A 17,221-nucleotide genomic window follows, 5' to 3' on the forward strand; every position below is an offset into this window, starting at 1 on the left:
GACGCGGGCAAAACCTGCGTTCTGAGGAGCCCCTTGCCTTTCCTGGCTTCCGGGAGGTTCTTGCGAACCTGTCGCGGTCACTGCCTCGACCCGCACCCTCCAGAACGGGGACCCTGCCCACAGCTTTCGGGCCCTGCCCACACACTAAGACGCCGGAATCCGCGCCAACACGGGGCTTCCGGCGTCTCAGCAGACGGAACCTGGGCCTAGTGGACTTAGTGGACTAGGCTGGCACGCCGTCGCCGGTTGAGGACCCCTGCGGCGGCCGTTCCAAGGAGGAGGGCACCCGCACCGAGCCCGACCAACGGGTCAATCATGGGGACTGCGGCGGTCTGCACGATGTTCACGTCCAGCGTGCCGTCGTCGATAGAGTCTGCGTATGTCATGGCGGCTGCCGCAGACTGTGTTCCGGGAGTCGCAGTCGGGCTCACAGCGACCTGCGGAGAGAACCGGAGCAGCTGGTCGGTCTTCCAGGTCATGACCTTGCCGTCGGAGGTGCCCAAAGTGCAGGCGAGCGTAGTTCCTCCGCCGCCCAAAACGCATCCGGTCAGAGTAAGGGTGCTGGCTACAAAGTTGCTCCCGTCCGTAGACGAAGTTACTGGGACGGTGGACTGCGCAGTGAAGGTGGTGCCGGTAGGAGCATTGAAGGTGATGCTTGCATGCCCTGAGGGGACGTAGTCATCCGGCCCGGTGTTCTTGTAGGTCCAGTTGAGTGCGGCCGTCGAGCCCGGGGATACGTTGACAACAGTCGAAACGTTCCGGCCCTTGAACGGGTCGGCAAAAGCTGGGGATGCCACTGCGATGGACGCCACGGCCAGCAAGGGTGTAACGAGCCATTTTACTCGTCTTCTAACGATTGAACTCATAGGTTTCTCTTCTCCCGTCGTTGCGGACGCCCTCGAATAGGGCGGTTCGCATGCCGTCCTCGAGTCGAGGGCGGCAAGTTCTTGTAGTGCACAAATCCGCTGGCATGACGGTTTTCCGGAAGGAAACTCCTAATTCCTCGGCTAGGCCGTGGTTTCCCTTCGGCCGGTATCGGGAGAAGTGTGCCCTCCGGCAGGGAGGCCGGAGGGCACACTGTCCAGGAGTGCTTCCCGCCGGATCGCGGTTACGAATTAAAACCGGCGTAGGCGACGCTGGCGCAAATGTTGTCCCGCCCACGGCATACGACGCCGGGACCGTGTCTGAGCAGGGAAAAGTGTTCTCGGCAGGGAAAGTGGTGCACGCCGGAGCATTGAAGGTGATACTTCCGCCGTTGCGGGGTTTCGGACGTCGTTCCGTCGTTGGGGTAAGTCCACTTGAGTGTGGCCGTTGAGCCTTGTGGTGCTTGGACAACCGTTGGAAGGTTCTGGCCTACCCAGGTTTGGGCGACGGCCGGGAGCACGGTCGGGGGAGCAAGAGGGCCCGCGCCCGGGTGACGGGGGGCCCCGGGCGCGGACGTTTAGGGGGCCGCGACGTTGGGCGGCCGGTGGGAGTCGAACAGGGCAGCGAACAATTGGTTCACCTGGTTTGGCCCTCAGGTGTGCCAGTGAACCGGCGTGTCAGGATCTCGCGGGGATTGCTTGTTGTCGGGTCCGCCGACGCTGGGGCTCCAGGCAGCAAGAGTCCGGGAATTAGCACGCCAACAGCCCGGCCGAGAGGTACCGCATCAATATCAATCGCATGGGGCAAGCCTGATCTATCATGATTTTAATATAGTAGTTTCAATCAAAATATTTCATAACACGCAAAGGAATGTAACCATGCCGGGGTTTCTTCGTCAAGGGTGGCGTGGCGGAGTCGGGGCAGCGGCTCACCCGCAGCGGACGACGAATGGTTACCGGGCGCACATGACCGTCATGGCGCGACTACCCGCGAGCCCAAAGCCCGCAGACCTAGTTGGGCCGAGCACAACCTTCCCTAGAGGAGGCGGCGCCTACGAGCCAGGTTTCGCCTTCTTCGTCATTTTGGGCGGGGCATCGACTATTGATTCCATGAAAGACAGATGGCCGCATGCCATACCGTGACGACGGGGAAGAGAAAGGAGGGTCGAGGTGCTCGATGATTCAAAGGTTCGGTTTAGCGTAATTAAGGGGCTGGTCAACGCGATGCCGGTTTCGGCAGGGGTTGTCCCGGCGCCGTCGGGATCAATACGCTTCTCCGAGAAAGACCATGAACCATTTCCGGCCCTTGCGGCTGGTTGGCCGCCGAAGTTTGGCGTCGTAGCGGAGAGGGTACTTCGGGATCGGTTTATGCAATCGGTTTCGGATGGGCTGAACCCGGCTGTCGCTGCAGGAAGACTTGGACTCCCCGGTTGGAAGGCCATGCTTTGGGTTGAAGGGTTTGCCCGGCTTGCCAGGGATCTTCGCCTCGTGAAGGGGAAAAAGCCTGGGGAGTTGGCCTCGCGGCCGGCGCTGACTGGTATCACTCTGGTCCACAGCCCCGATACGGTCATCGCAATGCCAGGGCAGGTCATCACGTTCACGGCCTGGGTTCTGAACGACACGGACTCGCCACTTCGCAACATCCACCTGGTCACTCGTTCATTGACCAACGCAGGGATGGAGTCATTGATCTACGCCACCTGCCCCGGACCGGAGGAACGCCTTTTGGCGGGCCTGCTCCCGGGGGCGGCAGCAGCATGGAACTTTACCTACCAAGTCACCGAAGGTGATCTGTCCCATGGAGGGGAGCTCATAAGCGCGGTAGGGGTCGAGGCCACCGCACCATCAGGAGAAGTTCTTTGGGATGAATGCGACGCCGTCGTTCCCATCGTGGCCGGGGGAGACTGGCTAAGGTGAGAATCCTTTTAAGTGCGCGGACGGATCTTCAGCGTCACTTTTGAGGGGCAAACCGCTATTAGTTCGTTAGTGGGCAAAAGACCACCCCCTGCCCAAGTGATACGAACGGAGAATTCCCGTGCCCGACGATTTGACGGTCAGAACCCGCGACACACTCGTATTGTCCTTGGACGAGACTCTGATCCGCGTCCGCTTTGGACACCTTCTGCTTCGCACCGTCGGTGAATGGGACGAACTCTCCGCGGCGCTCACGCGTGCTTACGAAGACGAAGACGATCACTTGATCGAACGGCTAAGCGGTCCGCTGCTCCAATCATGGCGCGGTGTGCCGGCTGAGGTCCTGGCCAATACTTTCAATCGCGCCCGGATCACAGTGACCCGGGCAAGCCATCCGTGGGGCATCGCCGTCTTCTCGGTCCCGGGTCTCAAGTGCGAGCCGCTCCTCTGCAGCGTTGAAGACAGCGAAGCCGGGTCAGAAGTCCACGTGGCTGATCGCCCGCGATTGCTCGACTTCGACTCAGTGATGGCCTCCTACGCCCAATGCTTGGAACGACTGCTATCCCCGACGCGCGAGGGATCTCGCGTGCTTGTTCCCTGCAGCTCGGTTTCCACAACAAATCCGGGTGGAGCGCAGGCTTCCTGACTTCATTCGGGTACGGTCTGGTGACCGTGAGCTGCGGGCATGAGGTAGGCCCCGCGGCTCAGGTGCCGCACAGCGCTCTAGCGCTAGACGAAAGATGCTACCCGGATTCCCGTCACTCGTAATGGTTAGAAGCTATTAACGGACGGTCGCCGTTCCAGGCCCAGACCACTCCGCGGCTGGCCGCACCCATGAATGCCTGGCGTCTGAAACCAGAAAGCGGCTCGAGGGAAGATCAATGAACCAGAACACGATCACGGCCGGAGCATTGAGCCTGTGGACCTCTGGAACTGACATCCAAATCCTGGTCATGGCATTGCTGATCATGGTGGCCGGTGTCGTCGCGGTGACCGGAGTAGTCATTGTTTTGCTGATCGCTCCGCTCGCTGCGGTGGCAATCCGACGACGGCGCACGAAGAGAACAGGCCGCCCAGTGCATAGTTCCCCGGAGGAACAATCGCCTGCCGAGGCGAGGACCAGCGCAGAGTCGGTTCTCCAAGGCGATGGCTGAGTCCGGTCTGGATGCGCCGTCCGGGCTTGCGGTTCGTTCTTGCCGTCTACCTTCAACGGCGATCAGGTTCATGCCTGCAGTTGCTTGACCGTTCTTGCAGTGTCCAGTGCTTGCGTCACAAGCATGGCGGTGTCGCTGCTGGCCATGACGAAGTCGAATCCCTGGTCCAGTGCGGCGCGGGCACCGGCAGCCGTGCCAGATGCGAAGCCGCAGGGTTTTCCGGCTTGGTGTGCGACGTCCAAAGCGTGGAGGTATAGGCGGACGACTTCGGGGTCTCCGGGTGTTGTTCCCATGTCCATGCTGAGGTCGGCGACGCCGACGAAGAGGGCGTCCACGCCGTCGATCGCTGCGATTTTCTCGACATTTTCGATCGCGAGTCCACTCTCAAGTTGCGGGATGCATAGGGCAGCCTCGTTTCCCGAGGCCAAGTATTCGGCAGTCGGGAGGGTACCCCAGCGTCCGGCCCGGCTGGTGCCCCCTGCTCCCCTGATGCCCTTGGGTGGGAATCGGACGGACCGGACCGCTAGTTCGGCTTGTTCGGGCGTGTCGATGTGGGGGATGAGGACGCCGCCCGCGCCCGCGTCCAGAATTCGCTGGATGGTCGAGGGCTGCAGTTCTTCGACGCGAACCAGGGCAAGCAGCCCTTCCGCCGTGGCGGTGTTGATGAGTTGATAGGCAGTGCGGACATCGATAGGGGCGTGTTCCTGGTCGATGACGACGAAATCGAATCCGGCGTGCGCCAGGATCTGCACCGATTCGATGGTCGGCATTTTGACCCAGGTGCCAAGTGACCCGGGTGTGTGGAGTACGGACATGGGAGCCTTCTTCGAACGTTGTAGGCGGGCGCTACGGGCGCGGGTATTCGTGGGCATTGAGGACCCAGCCTGGCTGGTCAGAGAAGTCTTCACGGGGTGGGCTGAAGATGTCGATGAGGATGTTCGTTCCGGTTCCAGTCGCCCTGGTTGTGTGGACCGTGGGCGGCGGAATGATGGCCAGGGAGGGGCTGCCCACGGAGGTGTGTTCATCGTCCCGCCACTGGTTCATGTCCGGGGTCCACGGTGTGCGTATGTGGTGGACGAATTCGCCGCGGACGGCGAGGGAGCCCTGTTCGAAATCGTCGTGGTGGTGGGGGGAGAGCTTCGAGATGTCGCGTGGTCCCTCGCTCGGGTACATGTAGTTGACCATGAGGGTGCGAGTCCGGAAGATCCGACCGAACCTGCCGGGCTCGGGTGCGATCTCATCGAGCGGATAGACGCGTAGTTTGCCGCCATCGGCCGGCTCAGGCCAGATTTCCAGGGGCGCCACTCTCGGATGGTCTTCAAGGTAATCGGCGGCGTTGGCCGCTTGCGCCGCGAGATCGCTGGTGCGGATGTCAAAGACCCGGACGACGTCGGTGGGCTGCTCTGCCCTGATGACGGACTTGCCGGGGGGAACCACTGCGAGAGTTTGGCCCTTGATCGTAGCCGGTGCGCCTGATGACTCGATGGTGACCATCGCGTCATCCTGGTGCAGGATGACGATGTATTCGTCCTGGCCTTTCGGGCGGCGTAACTCGTCGCCGGCCGACAGGCGGGAGTAGGCCACGAGGAAGTTCTGGCCGCGCACGATCCATGTGGGGCTGCCCAGCGGGCTGACCAGGCTTGGCTCGCCGTCAAATTCCGTGTAGTACGCGGCCGCAATGGGGGTGTCGGAGTCGGGCGCTTTCGTGGGCGTGGTTGCGCGTCCCAATCCTGCACGTGGGTCTGACTTATCAAACATGGGATCTCTCCTTTGAGTCTGGTATCTGGCCAATAGTTCGATTGGCGGCATCTCGGCTTCGCAGTACGAACGCAATATTCGGCATTATCGGGATGTTCGGCCCGACAGCAGGCTATGGGGCGCTTGTGCTTGTGGTGCAGTTCACTTAGAGTATCAACTATTGGTGCGCATTGCGAACCTAAAATTACTAATCCGAACAGCGAGAACAGAGCATCACATGTCTGAAGAAACCTCCTCCGGCTCCGCGTCGGATATCCAGGCCGTCACGCGGGCTGCGCAGATACTGCAGCTGTTCGGCCCCAACCGCCCCCAGTTGACGGCTGCCGAGGCCGCCGAGCTCCTGGGGATGAACCGGTCCACGGTCTATCGCTACTGCAACTCGCTTGTCGCAGCAGGGCTGTTGGAGCGCGGGCACGCCATCGGTTCGTTCGCCCCGGGAGGGCTGCTCCTCCAGCTCGGCACGTTTGCCCTGGGCCAGCGCAAGGTTCTTGACCTCGCTCCCGCCGTGATGCGCGAACTGAGTTCAAGCGCACACATGACGGCCGTTTTGAGCCTGTGGGGCTCGGCGGGACCGGTGGTCTCACGCGTGGAAGAAGACACCAGCCGCAACGTGGTGGTCTCCGTCCGGGTCGGTTCCCAGCTTCCACTGACTTCTGCGCAGGCCAAGGTATTCCTCGCATTTACCTCGGACCAGCTCCGGGCCGAACGGATGCTCTCGGCGCTGCCGCCGGAACAGCAGGATGCCCTTCGGATGGAAATAGAACTCACGAGGTTAACCGGAGTGGCGACCAGTCCCGATCTGGGCGGGGTCAATGCGGTCTCGGCACCGATCTTCGACGAACATGGCATCTGCGCATCCCTAGCACTCGTGGCCACCAACCACGTCCTGGGCCTGGACCGCGAGTCGCAAGCGGCATGGGACGTGGCGACCGCGGCAGCTGAACTGTCCGCGGCTCTGGGCGGCGGAACCCGAGCGAACACCACCACGACACGCACGGCCGTGGCCGAAGCAAACCGCAAGAACTAGCACCCATCCCTCATGTATCCCCGACAACCTCAACGGAGGACGACGATGTCCACGCACGAAACCGTGAAAACTCCTGCCCCGCCAGCACTGCCAGACGCATCGAACACAGGCGCCGGCAAGGCGCATCCCGGGCGGTCCGCCCTCAAAGGGGGCATCTTTGGCTACTACGCCGACCAGTTCGATATCTACCTGCCCATCATTACCCTCGCTCCGGCCATGATCTTCTTTCAGTCACCCGAGATGGACAAGGGAACCGCGGCCACCATCGCTGCGCTCGTGTTCGCTTCGACCCTTATCGCCCGTCCGCTCGGCTCGGCGATCTTCGGCCACTTCGCGGATAAATTCGGCCGGCACAAGCTCACCCTCGTAGCCCTGGCAGGCTTCGGCCTGGCCACTTTGGCTATCGCCGCCCTCCCTGGCTACCAAAGCATCGGCATATGGTCCGTAGTGCTCCTCGTCCTCCTGCGCTTCATAGGCGGAGTCTTCCTCGGCGGTGAATACAGCACCGCTGTCCCGCTGGCCATGGAATGGACTCCCAAGAAGCGCCGTGGGCTGGCCAGCGGCCTGATAACGGCCACCAACCCCCTGGCCAACGCCACCATTGCCATACTCACCTTCACACTTCTCATGATGCTTCCCGCAGGGAGCATTGCCTCGCCCTACGTCCAATGGGGGTGGCGGATCCCGTTCGCCATCGGCGGGATCCTGGCGGCCGCTGTCTTCTTCTATTACCTCCGCCACGTTGAGGAAGCTCCGGGCTTTGAAGCGTCTGCAGCGAAAGAATCACCTGTTCGAGCCCTCTTTCTGGGCAAGCACCGCCGCAGCCTCCTGCAGGTCTTCATTCTGATGACGGGCCTGTGGTTCCTCACCAACGTTGCGGCCGCCATCCTCCCCGCAACTCTCAAGAACGCCGTCGGAGTGCCGGACAAGACCGTCAGCGTCATCATGCTGATCGCGTCCGTTGTCACCATCGGCGGATTTCTGGGCGCCGCGTCACTTTCCCAGAAGCTCGGCCGGCGCCGTTTCTACATCGCTTTCGGCATCACTTCCCTTCTCATCGCCTCCGCCGCATTCATCGCACTTCTGAACACCCCGGCCGAGAACCTGGTCGCCGTGACGATCCTCGCCGTCGTCATCGATGTATTCACCATCTCCGCGTTCGGACCCGTAGCGGCGTACCTCACGGAAAGGTTCCCGGCGGCGATCCGGGCCAGCGGCTACGGCATCGGCTACAGCTTTGCCCTGATCATCCCGGCCTTCTACACCTTCTACCTCAGCGGGCTCGCCGTCTTCATGCCGATCGCCTATACACCAGTAGTCCTCATCGTCATCGGAGCCCTGCTCCTGGCGGTGGGCGCGTATCTCGGCCCTGAAACCCGCGACGTCGACATGGGCCCACAAGCTGCTGAACTGACGAATTTCCGGGCCTAAACAAACATCCAGTCTGACAAGGAGAACAACCATGACGGCACTTGCCACGTACGAACACGTCTTCACCGACGAAAGAATCCCCGAACTCCTCACCGGAGCGGTAGACCTCCACGTTCATCCGGCACCTTCACCATTCCCGCGCAACATCGGCATCCGCGGCGTCGCAGACATGGCCCACGCGGCCGGGTTCCGCGCCATCCTGGTCAAGTCGCATCACCACAGTATGGTCACCGACGTCGCCGCCGTCGACGACGCGATCGGCGGACTGCCGATCCCCGTCTACAGCGGTGTGGCACTCAACAACTATGTAGGCGGGATCAACCCCTACGCCGTCGAACTCAGCCTCCAAATGGGCGGACGCATGGTCTGGATGCCCACGGTGTCCTCCGAACAGCACATCTGCGTCCACGACCGCGAAGAGCACCTCAAATTTCCCTCCACCAGCATTACCCTGCGCAAGACAACGCCCATCGCAGTTCTCGATGACGCCGGAAACCTGCTGCCGGAAACCCGGGAAGTCCTTCAGTTGGTCAAGGACGCAGACGCCATCCTCTCCACCGGTCACATGTCCCCACCCGAAATCACCGCTGTACTCCGCGCCGCGAAATCCATGGGTCTGCGCCGAATGGTGGTCAACCACCCCAATTTCGTTATCGAAGCCAACCCGGCCCAGGCCCGGGAATGGGTGGAGCTCGGGGCCGTCGTCGAGCACGGACTCGTCCAGTATGACGACCGGACAACATTCTTCCAGTGGAATGTCGATACAATGCTCAGCTTCATCGACGCCGTGGGAATCGACCACACCATCATCGGATCCGACCTCGGACAGAAGAACAATCCGTTCCCCATCGATTCCTACGAACGTGTGCTCGGCCAACTGCTCGACGCCGGGGTCAGCCGCGAAGACATTCGCAAACTCGTGGCGGTCAACACCGGACGCGTCCTGGACGGCTAAACCGACCAGAACAAGGCACGACACGGGAGCGGCTGAGCTCCAGCTGCGCTCCCGCACCTGCGCCAGCCCGGCGGCGGCGCTATCGTGGTCCCTTGCTTCGCAGCTCGGCATCGCCGCCCTTAGTTGGCTCCATCCTCCCCTTCCGCTCTCCACATGCCGGGCCTAGACTCAAATTCACCTGATCGTGAATAGTGTCGAGTTCGTCTTCATCCCTCTCCCGCAAACCTGAGGGCGCCGGACCGCACCGGTTGTGATTGGACGAGGCGGCCGGCCAGACGGCAGGGCAGGCTGGCAGGATGGAGAAACAGGCATGAGGATCGTCGTTGATCTCACGAAATGCCAGGGTTACGCGCAGTGTGCCTTTCTCGCCCCGGACGTCTTCACGATTCAAGGGGATGAGGCGTTGAGCTACGACCCGCACCCGGAAAGGACCCAGCTCAAGAAGATCCGGCGGGCCGCCGCCGCGTGTCCGGTTCAGGCCATCCGGCTCGAACCACCGGATGCGTTGGACGGAGCGCTGCATCCGGACCCACGACACGGGACGAACGAGGACAACGGGGGCACCTTCAAGAAGACCGGTCGGATCGTCATCGTGGGCGCATCAATAGCCGGGCTCCGCGCCGCGGAACGCTTGCGGGAGGAAGGATTCACCGGATCGCTGACTTTGGTCGGCGAGGAGCCGCACGAGCCCTACGACCGGCCTCCGCTTTCCAAACAGGTACTTGCCGGGTCTGCGCCCTTGGAAGACACCTCGTTGCCGCGGCTCCGGGACATTGGGGCCACCTGGCGGTTGGGCGTAGCTGCGACCAGCTTGGATTTGGCGACGAAGGAGCTCCACTTAGCCGACGGCAGCCGGATCGGATTCGATAAGTTGCTGATTGCCACAGGTTTGCGGGCACGTCCCTGGCCCAATACAGAGGAGGCAGCCCTTTCAGGTGTGCTGACATTGCGCACTAGAGAGGACTCCGCAACCCTGCGGCAGCTCCTCGCAGATCATCCCCGTCGGGTCCTCGTCATCGGTGCCGGCTTTATAGGTTGTGAGGTCGCTTCCGTCTGCCGCGAACTCGGGCTGCCAGTCACTGTCGCAGAGGCTGGTCCGGCTCCCCTCGTGGCCGCCCTGGGCAGTGCGATCGGAGTAATAGCCGGGGAGCTGCAAATCGAGAATGGTGTGGATCTGCGCTGCGGTGTCCGGGTCACCGCCCTTCAAGGTGATGCTACGGGACAGCTCCGCCGGGCCGTTCTGTCGGACGGAACAGCCCTCGAGGTGGACGTCGCGGTCGCCGCACTGGGCTCCATTCGCAATGTCGAATGGCTCGCAGATTCCGGGTTGGCATGTGGCGTTTGGGGCGTCGCGTGCGACGCCGGCTGCCGCGCGTTTGATGCGAACGGGCTGGTCACCGATGACGTCTTCGTCGCCGGCGACATAGCGCGCGCACCGCAGCCGATGTACGGCTATCAATACCTCGCCGTCGAGCATTGGGGCAACGCCATATCGCAGGCCGAGGTAGCGGCGCACAACATGGTCAGCCAGGAGACCGAACGGTGGCCACACTTGACGGTGCCAAAGTTCTGGTCCGTTCAATTCGGCATCGAGATCAAAAGCGTAGGGGTGCCCTCAGCTGCCGATGAGGTCGCCATCGTCCAAGGGTCAGTGGCGGAGAAGCGATTCCTGGCCGTTTACGGTTACAAAGGTCGCGTCGTGGCGGCGGTCGCCTTCAACCAGAACAAGTGGCTCGACTTTTATGAGCCTCTGATCGAGCAGGCGGCACACTTCCCTCCGCAATTCCATCACATTGACGAGTCAAGCGATGCCCGGCCCGTGCCTGCTGGGTTCAAGCCAGCGGCCAGCCCCACCCAGGACGCGACCGTCGTCGTCACTGGACACGATCCGAATGAACGCCGTGCGCGGCTGACCAACCCCGCTGCCGGAGAAACGCCTTCACGGAGACCGGCAGAAACCGGCGCAAGGACGAAGGAACGGTCGCCATGACCCAAGACAGCATTTGGGAGCAAATCCTCGACTACTCCAATCGAGCGAACCCCTACCCGTTTTACGCGGAGCTTCGCAGTACCCCCGTCGCACGGCTTCAGGACGGAGCGTACCTTGTCAGCGGCTACGCAGAGATCGCCTCGCTGTTGCATGACCCCAGGGTGAGTTCCGATATCAGCCGCAACCCGGTCGCCGCCGATGCGGGAGCCGGCGAGAACGGGGACGGCCCCGGCATGACTCCGACCTTCTTGAGCATGGACCCACCCGATCACGACAAGTTTCGACGAATCACCATGCGGCACTTCGGCCCGCCGACGACGCCGGGTCGCGTCGCCGGGATGGAATCAAGGATGACGGAAATCGTCACCGAACTGATCGACAAGATGGACGGCAGCACCAGGGTCGACGTGGTGGACGACTTGGCGTACCCGCTACCGGTAACTATCATCTGCGAACTTCTCGGCGTAGCACCCGGAGACGAACACCGATTCCGGACGTGGGTGGACCTCGCCCTGCAATCCACTGATCCCGGGCTCGATCCCGAAACCCAGCAAAAGAAAAGAACCGAGGCAGGGAAGGAACTGCGGGCCTTCATGGAAGAGCTAGTGGAAGCCCACCGCAAGGCACCGGGGAATGACCTGCTCTCGGCGCTGGCCTCCGACGACGGCCCGGAAGGCCGCATGCCCCCCGAACAACTCGTAAGCACCGGGCTTCTCCTGCTCATCGCAGGACATGAAACCACCGTGAACCTCATCTCCAACGGGGCGCTGACCTTGCTCCGCCACCCGCATGAGCTCCAGAGGCTGCGTGAGGATCCCGATCTGGTCATCCCGATGGTCGAGGAGCTGCTGCGCTACGAGCCCCCGGTGCATTTCGTTCCGTTTCGCACAACCCTCGACGATATTGACATCGCCGGCACGACCATCCCGGCCGGAGCCTCCCTCACCCTTGTCCTGGCCGCGGGCAACCGTGATCCCGCCCACGTCACCGACCCCGACTGCTTCATCCCGGACCGCCCCGACAACCAGCACCTCGGCTTCGGCGGCGGCATCCACCTCTGCTTTGGCGCCCCGCTCGCCCGGCTCGAAGCACAGATCGCCCTGACCGAGTTTGCCCGCAGGCTGGAAAATCCCCGGCTCGTCTCAGATCCGCCGCCCTACCGGCCGAGCCCGTTCCTGCGCGGCCCATCGCACCTCCCCATCGATATCGACGGGATCAGGTGAAGACCCAGACAGTCGAGTTCATCAGAAGCAGTTCGACGGCGGTCGGTCGCTTCTTCTCCCCACGAATCAAGAAAACACGCCGATTCGATTCTTACGATGGCTGCACCCGCAACAACTGTAGGACCATTACGGCAGCTGGTTTGCTCTGGAGCAAGGATCCCGTGGATTGCAGCGATGGCTTTCGCCGACCACGTGGAAATGGCTCTGCAGCCTGTCGTTTTGTGGTCGGTTATCGGTCCCGGACGGCGACGACCACGCCCCTCGCCGTCGTCCCCGGGGTCTGTATCGAAGGAATCCCCTGGCCGAACTGGGCCGACTCGAGCGCTTTCACTACGCTACTGCGTACCTCATGGCCTGGGTACGGAGTAGCGTTTGCCTTGGCTGACGATAGGGGTCCAGATGAGCTACAAATATCGAACCGTCCGGGTTCGCGGCACCGAGCTAGTGGGAACCATTGCGCGAAAACACGGCAGCGCGCCGGAGATCTACGAAACCTCCAAGGACGCTAACACTTCGGTGGTTCCGGTGTTCTTCCAGTCAACGGGCGAGATCCGGTTCTTCGACAGGTCAATGCTGGAAGACGTCGTGACGCCGGCAAGTCAATAGCGGTGGCGCCTCTTCGGAACTGACCAATCAGCGTGAGATGTCGGGCGGCGCTGCGCCTTGTGGTTCTTGGGGGCAGCTTTTGTGGCCCACACTTGGCAAGTGCGTACTTTTGGTGTTGAAGAAGAATTTCTGATCGTGGATCCTGACAACGGCAGCCCCGTGCCTCTGGCGGGAGATGTGTTGCGCCTTCATGATGCCGGGCCCAAGGGGGAGGCTCCGTCTTTTCGCCCGACGATGGCGGTGGAGCTTCAGCAGGAGCAACTTGAAGTCATCACCTCTCCGCACAGCAGTCTGGGGGCACTCGCCGCTGAAATACGCGCGGGACGCCTTTACGCCGATTCGCTCGCTTGGAAGGTGGGCGCACGAATTGCCGCCCTCGGTACCTCACCGCTGCCGGTCACTCCCCACGCAACCGCCACGGAGCGCTACGACGCGCTCCTGGAAAAGTTTGCCCTGACGGCTCGGGAGCAGCTGACATGCGGATATCACGTCCATGTTTCCGTCGATTCGGATGAGGAAGGCGTCGCAGTCTTGGACCGGATCAGGTCCTGGCTTCCGACCCTGACCGCGCTGAGCTCGAATTCCCCGTTCTGGAACGGGGCCGACAGCGGTTACGCCAGTTTCCGAACCCAAGCCTGGAATCGATGGTCAAGCGCCGGTCCTACGGAGGTCTTCGGGTCTGCCCGGGCCTATCAATCGCTGGTGGCGGAACTGTCGGGGACCGGGGTGGTCATGAGTCCGGATTTCGATGCTCGGCTGTCCGCCCGACACCCAACTGTCGAGATCCGCGTCTCCGATGTTTGCCTTGATTCCCGGGATGCCGTTCTGATTGCGGCATTGGTGCGTGCCTTGGTGGATACGGCCGCCAGGGACTGGAAAGAGGGGCGGCGGCCGGACATGGTTTCTGCAGCTGTCCTTCGGCAAGCTACCTGGCGCGCGAGCCGGTTCGGCCTGGACGGGGAGCTGCTCGATCCGAAAACCCGCAAGCCCCTCGCTGCGAGCCATGTCCTCGGCGCGCTCTACGCCCACGTGCGCGATTCCCTGGAAGATACCGGGGACGCGCCCTACGCCAAGGAGGGATTGCAAAGGATCCTCGGCCAAGGCACGGGAGCCGCCCGGCAGCGGCAAGCCCACGAACGCACCGGCACCCTCGCCGGGGTGGTCGCGTATGCGACAGGCGTTACGCATCTCGTCCCTGCTGATCACCAGCCCGCCGGGAAGGCATACCTCACCTCAGAGGCGGGAACTGTCGCCCTCTTAGTGGGGTAACCGTCGTCTGGTTACGTGATCAAGCGCAGATCGTTCCTCATGCGCTACGGTGAGGCAATCACTGCCGGAATCAAGGCCAGGAAGGGATCCATTGACTGAAGGCAACAATTTCCCGGACAAACGCACCACGTCGGCGATCTGGTCCGACGGCCTCGGCCGCGCCGGGATCCGTTCAGGGCAGGCGCTCCTGGTCATCACGCTGGCATGGGTGATTCTCTGGGGTATGACCAGGGTGCCGCTCGTCATGATCCCCGTCATGATCGCGCTCATTCTTGCTTCGGCAATTTCACCTCTTGTGCGTTGGCTGACCGGCCGCCGCTGGCCGAAGGCCCTGGCAGTTGCGGCGTCTTTCGTGGGGATCCTCGCAGTCTTCGGCGGGGTCATCACCGGAATCGTCTTTCTTATCAGGGAGCAATCCAAGGAACTTGCCGCGAAATTCACCGCCGGCATTGATCAACTGCACCAATTCCTGAATTACGGCCCCTTCAAAGTCAGCGACGAGCAGCTCCGGTCCTTGGGTGATTCCATCCAGCGCTTCTTCACGAGCAGTAGTTTCGGTGCCGAAGCCCTTACCGGGGCGCGTACTGTCGGGGAGATTCTGGCTGGCCTGGTTCTCATGGCGGTGATTCTGTTCTTCTTCCTCAAAGACGGCGAGAAGATCCGGACATTCCTCTTCGGATTCCTCCCGGCCAGCCATCGGGCCAAGGCCCATTTGGCTGCAGAGCGAAGTGCCGCCGTCCTGGGAGGCTACGTCCGCGGCACGGCTCTCATTGCGGTGGTGAACGGCCTGATCATCGGAACAGTCCTGGCTATCCTCGGTGTTCCGCTGGCCCTGCCTCTGGGCGTATTCGTGTTTATCGGCGGCTTCATTCCCATTGTTGGTTCCACCGCGGCCGGGACCCTGGCCGTCGGGGTCGCCCTGATCTCCAACGGTCCGGTGACGTCCCTCATCGTCCTCGCTGTCCTCATTGCGGCCAACCAGCTGGAGCACCACTTCCTGCAACCGGTCTTGATGGGCAAAGTCCTGAATATCCATGGGCTGGCCATTTTGCTGGCCCTGGCCATCGGCACCATGCTCGCAGGCGTTATCGGTGCGTTGCTGGCGGTACCGACCGCCGCCGTTGGCTGGACGGCCATCAAGACGTGGACCGGGCGAGGAGAAGCGGCGTCCGCCGGGACCTTCCCCGCGGACGGCACTGCGGCCTGATCAAGCCCCGGGAGCCATCATCCGTTCCTCGTCGTCAATCTTCAGCGCACGCATCTTGCGGTACAGGGTGGTGCGGCCGATGCCGAGGATTTCCGCCGCGCGGGACTTGTTCCCCTCGGCATCCCGCAGGGCAGCGACGATCGCTTCGCGCCCTGACTGCTCGTAACGGCCCAGCGTGGACCAGGAGGCCTGGAGCATGGCCACCGGTAGGTCTTTGGTTTGAATCAGGCCGCCGCCTGTCGTCTTCTGCAAGGTGCCGAGCAACCGCGCCAGTTCGCCCGCATTGCCTGGCCACCGCCAGGCCAGGAGGGCTTGTAGCGCAGCGGGGGAGAACCGGGGTGCCGGCACGCCGGGGAAGAGGTCGGCGGCGACTTCACGAACGACGTCGGGCAGTTCGTTGCGCAGTTCTGCGAGCGAGGGGACGCGTACGGCTACCGGAACGGCGGCGGCCGTGTGGTCCTCGCCCGTGCGTTCGGTGAGGATGACCCTTGCCCCGGGATGGGTTGCGGGGCGCGGGAGTTTCGCGAAGTCTTCAAGGCGGCTGCGCAGTCCGGCGTCGAGGTTGTTTCCGCCAATGACCACAATCCCGCGGCCCTCCTGCAGTGCGGCGTCCGCATTGACCCAAACATCATCGTCCAGAGCGAGATCGCTGGCGGTGAAGACCGCAGGCTCCTGTCCCGTGTGTTGCCGTAACCACCGTGACGTCTGGTAGCGCTTCCCGGCACCGGGTTCTCCCACGACGTGGAGGAGGCCGTCGACGGCGGCGGCAGCGGAAAGCTGCCTCTGGACAGTCCCGTAGGGGGTTGTGTGCGCCCGCTGGGCGACCAGGCTGTTGAGCGTCTCGCGGAGACTGGGCGTGGAAGCCCTTTTCGGATGATGGACGACGGCGAGCTGCTCGGCTGCCGCATTTCCGCCCGGTTCCATGAATTCCAGAGCGAAGATCGCATCCTGGCCGGGCCGGCCAAGGCGCTTCACGATGGCCTCGGTGCCGAGAATGGGCAACTCGATGTGCAGCTTGTCTTGGTCCCAGCGGTGGAGGCGAAGCGTCTCCCATAAATAAGCGTGGGACTCGGCATCAAAGTGGGCGAGGGCGGGCAAGTCCGTCATGACAGTTTCCGAGTTCATGACCAGGACCGGGTGCTTGGAGGAACGGAACTGCCGGTAGGTACGCGCTAGTTCAAGGTTCCGGGAATCGGCCATGAGCTCGAGCGCTTCGGCGATTTCATGCCCCGCCTGCCGCGCCATGGCCACCATCAAAGGGCTGGCGGAGTCCACGTGGGAAGCGATGGAGAGCGAACCCACGATCCTGCCGGTGATGGGATGCTTGATGGGTGCACCGGCGCACGCGAGCTGCGCAAGGGCGTCATTGAAATGTTCGTTTCCGCGGATGAAGACAACTCCGCGCGCCTCGATGGGCGTTCCGAGGCCATTCGTGCCGAGGGCCTGTTCGGAAAAATCGAAACCTTCCGCGGCGTTTGCGCGGTCGAGTGTCCGTGCATCCTGGGCGTCCACAATACGGCGCGACACAATGCGGCCATCCTCATCGGCCAGGAACAGGGCCAATCGCGAGTCGGTCAGGTTCGTCTGCCACTGGTCCAGGATCCGGCCGGCCGCACGAAGAATGGCACTGTCCGGATCGATCTCACCCAGGATATGGGGTCCGGCACCGGGATCCACCCGATGTGAGACGGAGCGACGCCAGCTTTGTTCGATCTCCTCGGCCACGAGGGAAGCGGGAAAGGAAGCCCGGACAAGGCCCTGGGTGATGAGCCGCTCGCGGGCATTCCGTAGTTCGTCCTCGCGGCGCGACAGGTCTGACACCAT

Annotated in this window: 15 protein-coding genes; 11 read left to right on the plus strand and 4 right to left on the minus strand. The window is 62.6% G+C overall.

Going from position 1 to position 17,221, the window contains the following annotated elements; genetic code table 11:
* Positions 1-215: 215 nt before the first annotated feature.
* A complete protein-coding gene (locus A3M3_RS0114660) occupies positions 216-866 on the minus strand; it encodes a hypothetical protein (RefSeq protein ID WP_155854381.1) in 651 nt (216 codons plus the stop codon).
* Between the two features lie 1,437 nt (positions 867-2,303).
* On the opposite strand from A3M3_RS0114660, the gene A3M3_RS28115 reads away from it, so the two are divergent.
* From A3M3_RS28115 to A3M3_RS0114675, 3 genes are all read left to right on the plus strand, one after another.
* On the plus strand, positions 2,304-2,780 hold the full coding sequence (locus A3M3_RS28115; protein ID WP_155854382.1) for a DUF7507 domain-containing protein: 477 nt from the start codon (positions 2,304-2,306) through the stop codon (positions 2,778-2,780).
* Positions 2,781-2,898: 118 nt separating this feature from the next.
* Positions 2,899-3,423, plus strand: coding sequence for a hypothetical protein (locus A3M3_RS25275; RefSeq protein ID WP_051423203.1), 525 nt, complete (start codon positions 2,899-2,901; stop codon positions 3,421-3,423).
* A 235-nt stretch (positions 3,424-3,658) separates the two neighbouring features.
* Entirely contained in the window at positions 3,659-3,931 is a 273-nt protein-coding gene (locus A3M3_RS0114675) for a hypothetical protein (protein ID WP_028266961.1), read from the plus strand.
* Positions 3,932-3,999: 68 nt separating this feature from the next.
* On the opposite strand, the gene A3M3_RS0114680 is transcribed toward A3M3_RS0114675, so the two are convergent.
* Positions 4,000-4,746, minus strand: coding sequence for an HpcH/HpaI aldolase family protein (locus A3M3_RS0114680; protein ID WP_028266962.1), 747 nt, complete (start codon positions 4,744-4,746; stop codon positions 4,000-4,002).
* A 31-nt stretch (positions 4,747-4,777) separates the two neighbouring features.
* Complete coding sequence (locus A3M3_RS0114685; RefSeq protein WP_028266963.1) at positions 4,778-5,689, minus strand: hypothetical protein; 912 nt, start codon at positions 5,687-5,689, stop codon at positions 4,778-4,780.
* A 217-nt stretch (positions 5,690-5,906) separates the two neighbouring features.
* Here A3M3_RS0114685 and A3M3_RS25280 point away from each other — a divergent pair, with 217 nt between their 5' ends.
* The 8 genes from A3M3_RS25280 to A3M3_RS25305 all read left to right on the plus strand — a co-directional run bounded on the left by A3M3_RS25280 (position 5,907) and on the right by A3M3_RS25305 (position 15,397).
* Complete coding sequence (locus tag A3M3_RS25280) at positions 5,907-6,716, plus strand: IclR family transcriptional regulator (RefSeq protein WP_035741819.1); 810 nt, start codon at positions 5,907-5,909, stop codon at positions 6,714-6,716.
* A 45-nt stretch (positions 6,717-6,761) separates the two neighbouring features.
* Positions 6,762-8,147, plus strand: a complete 1,386-nt coding sequence (locus A3M3_RS25285; RefSeq protein ID WP_035741822.1) for an MFS transporter — start codon at positions 6,762-6,764, stop codon at positions 8,145-8,147.
* Positions 8,148-8,178: 31 nt separating this feature from the next.
* Positions 8,179-9,102, plus strand: coding sequence for a DUF6282 family protein (locus A3M3_RS25290; RefSeq protein WP_051423204.1), 924 nt, complete (start codon positions 8,179-8,181; stop codon positions 9,100-9,102).
* Positions 9,103-9,412: 310 nt separating this feature from the next.
* Positions 9,413-11,092: an FAD-dependent oxidoreductase gene (locus tag A3M3_RS25295; protein ID WP_081736816.1), complete on the plus strand. Its 1,680-nt coding sequence runs from the start codon at positions 9,413-9,415 to the stop codon at positions 11,090-11,092.
* Positions 11,089-12,315 carry a cytochrome P450 gene (locus A3M3_RS0114710; RefSeq protein WP_028266964.1) on the plus strand — a complete coding sequence of 409 codons (1,227 nt, stop codon included), beginning with the start codon at positions 11,089-11,091 and terminating at the stop codon, positions 12,313-12,315. The genes A3M3_RS25295 and A3M3_RS0114710 overlap by 4 nt, the downstream gene beginning before the upstream one ends.
* 399 nt (positions 12,316-12,714) lie before the next feature.
* Positions 12,715-12,921, plus strand: coding sequence for a hypothetical protein (locus A3M3_RS0114720; RefSeq protein WP_035741826.1), 207 nt, complete (start codon positions 12,715-12,717; stop codon positions 12,919-12,921).
* A gap of 99 nt (positions 12,922-13,020) precedes the next feature.
* Positions 13,021-14,190, plus strand: coding sequence for a carboxylate-amine ligase (locus tag A3M3_RS25300; protein WP_081736817.1), 1,170 nt, complete (start codon positions 13,021-13,023; stop codon positions 14,188-14,190).
* Between the two features lie 91 nt (positions 14,191-14,281).
* The gene (locus A3M3_RS25305) at positions 14,282-15,397 is read left to right on the plus strand and encodes an AI-2E family transporter (RefSeq protein ID WP_051423205.1); all 1,116 of its coding nucleotides are present in this window, start codon (positions 14,282-14,284) and stop codon (positions 15,395-15,397) included.
* Here A3M3_RS25305 and A3M3_RS0114735 read toward each other — a convergent pair whose 3' ends face one another.
* Positions 15,398-17,221 (minus strand): helix-turn-helix domain-containing protein, encoded by a 1,824-nt coding sequence (locus A3M3_RS0114735; protein WP_028266966.1) that lies wholly within the window; start codon positions 17,219-17,221, stop codon positions 15,398-15,400. It abuts the gene before it with no gap.

Origin of the sequence: Arthrobacter sp. MA-N2, from assembly GCF_000517125.1 — a bacterium.
Classification (GTDB): Bacteria; Actinomycetota; Actinomycetes; order Actinomycetales; family Micrococcaceae; genus Arthrobacter; species Arthrobacter methylotrophus.

Excerpts from the sequence above, each read along its gene's own strand:
- A3M3_RS0114660 (WP_155854381.1), bottom strand. The coding sequence starts at position 866 with ATGAGTTCAATCGTTAGAAGACGAGTAAAATGGCTCGTTACACCCTTG.
- A3M3_RS28115 (WP_155854382.1), top strand. The coding sequence starts at position 2,304 with ATGCTTTGGGTTGAAGGGTTTGCCCGGCTTGCCAGGGATCTTCGCCTC.
- A3M3_RS0114675 (WP_028266961.1), top strand. The coding sequence starts at position 3,659 with ATGAACCAGAACACGATCACGGCCGGAGCATTGAGCCTGTGGACCTCT.
- A3M3_RS0114680 (WP_028266962.1), bottom strand. The coding sequence starts at position 4,746 with ATGTCCGTACTCCACACACCCGGGTCACTTGGCACCTGGGTCAAAATG.
- A3M3_RS0114685 (WP_028266963.1), bottom strand. The coding sequence starts at position 5,689 with ATGTTTGATAAGTCAGACCCACGTGCAGGATTGGGACGCGCAACCACG.
- A3M3_RS25280 (WP_035741819.1), top strand. The coding sequence starts at position 5,907 with ATGTCTGAAGAAACCTCCTCCGGCTCCGCGTCGGATATCCAGGCCGTC.
- A3M3_RS25285 (WP_035741822.1), top strand. The coding sequence starts at position 6,762 with ATGTCCACGCACGAAACCGTGAAAACTCCTGCCCCGCCAGCACTGCCA.
- A3M3_RS25290 (WP_051423204.1), top strand. The coding sequence starts at position 8,179 with ATGACGGCACTTGCCACGTACGAACACGTCTTCACCGACGAAAGAATC.
- A3M3_RS25295 (WP_081736816.1), top strand. The coding sequence starts at position 9,413 with ATGAGGATCGTCGTTGATCTCACGAAATGCCAGGGTTACGCGCAGTGT.
- A3M3_RS0114710 (WP_028266964.1), top strand. The coding sequence starts at position 11,089 with ATGACCCAAGACAGCATTTGGGAGCAAATCCTCGACTACTCCAATCGA.
- A3M3_RS0114720 (WP_035741826.1), top strand. The coding sequence starts at position 12,715 with ATGAGCTACAAATATCGAACCGTCCGGGTTCGCGGCACCGAGCTAGTG.
- A3M3_RS0114735 (WP_028266966.1), bottom strand. The coding sequence starts at position 17,221 with ATGGTGTCAGACCTGTCGCGCCGCGAGGACGAACTACGGAATGCCCGC.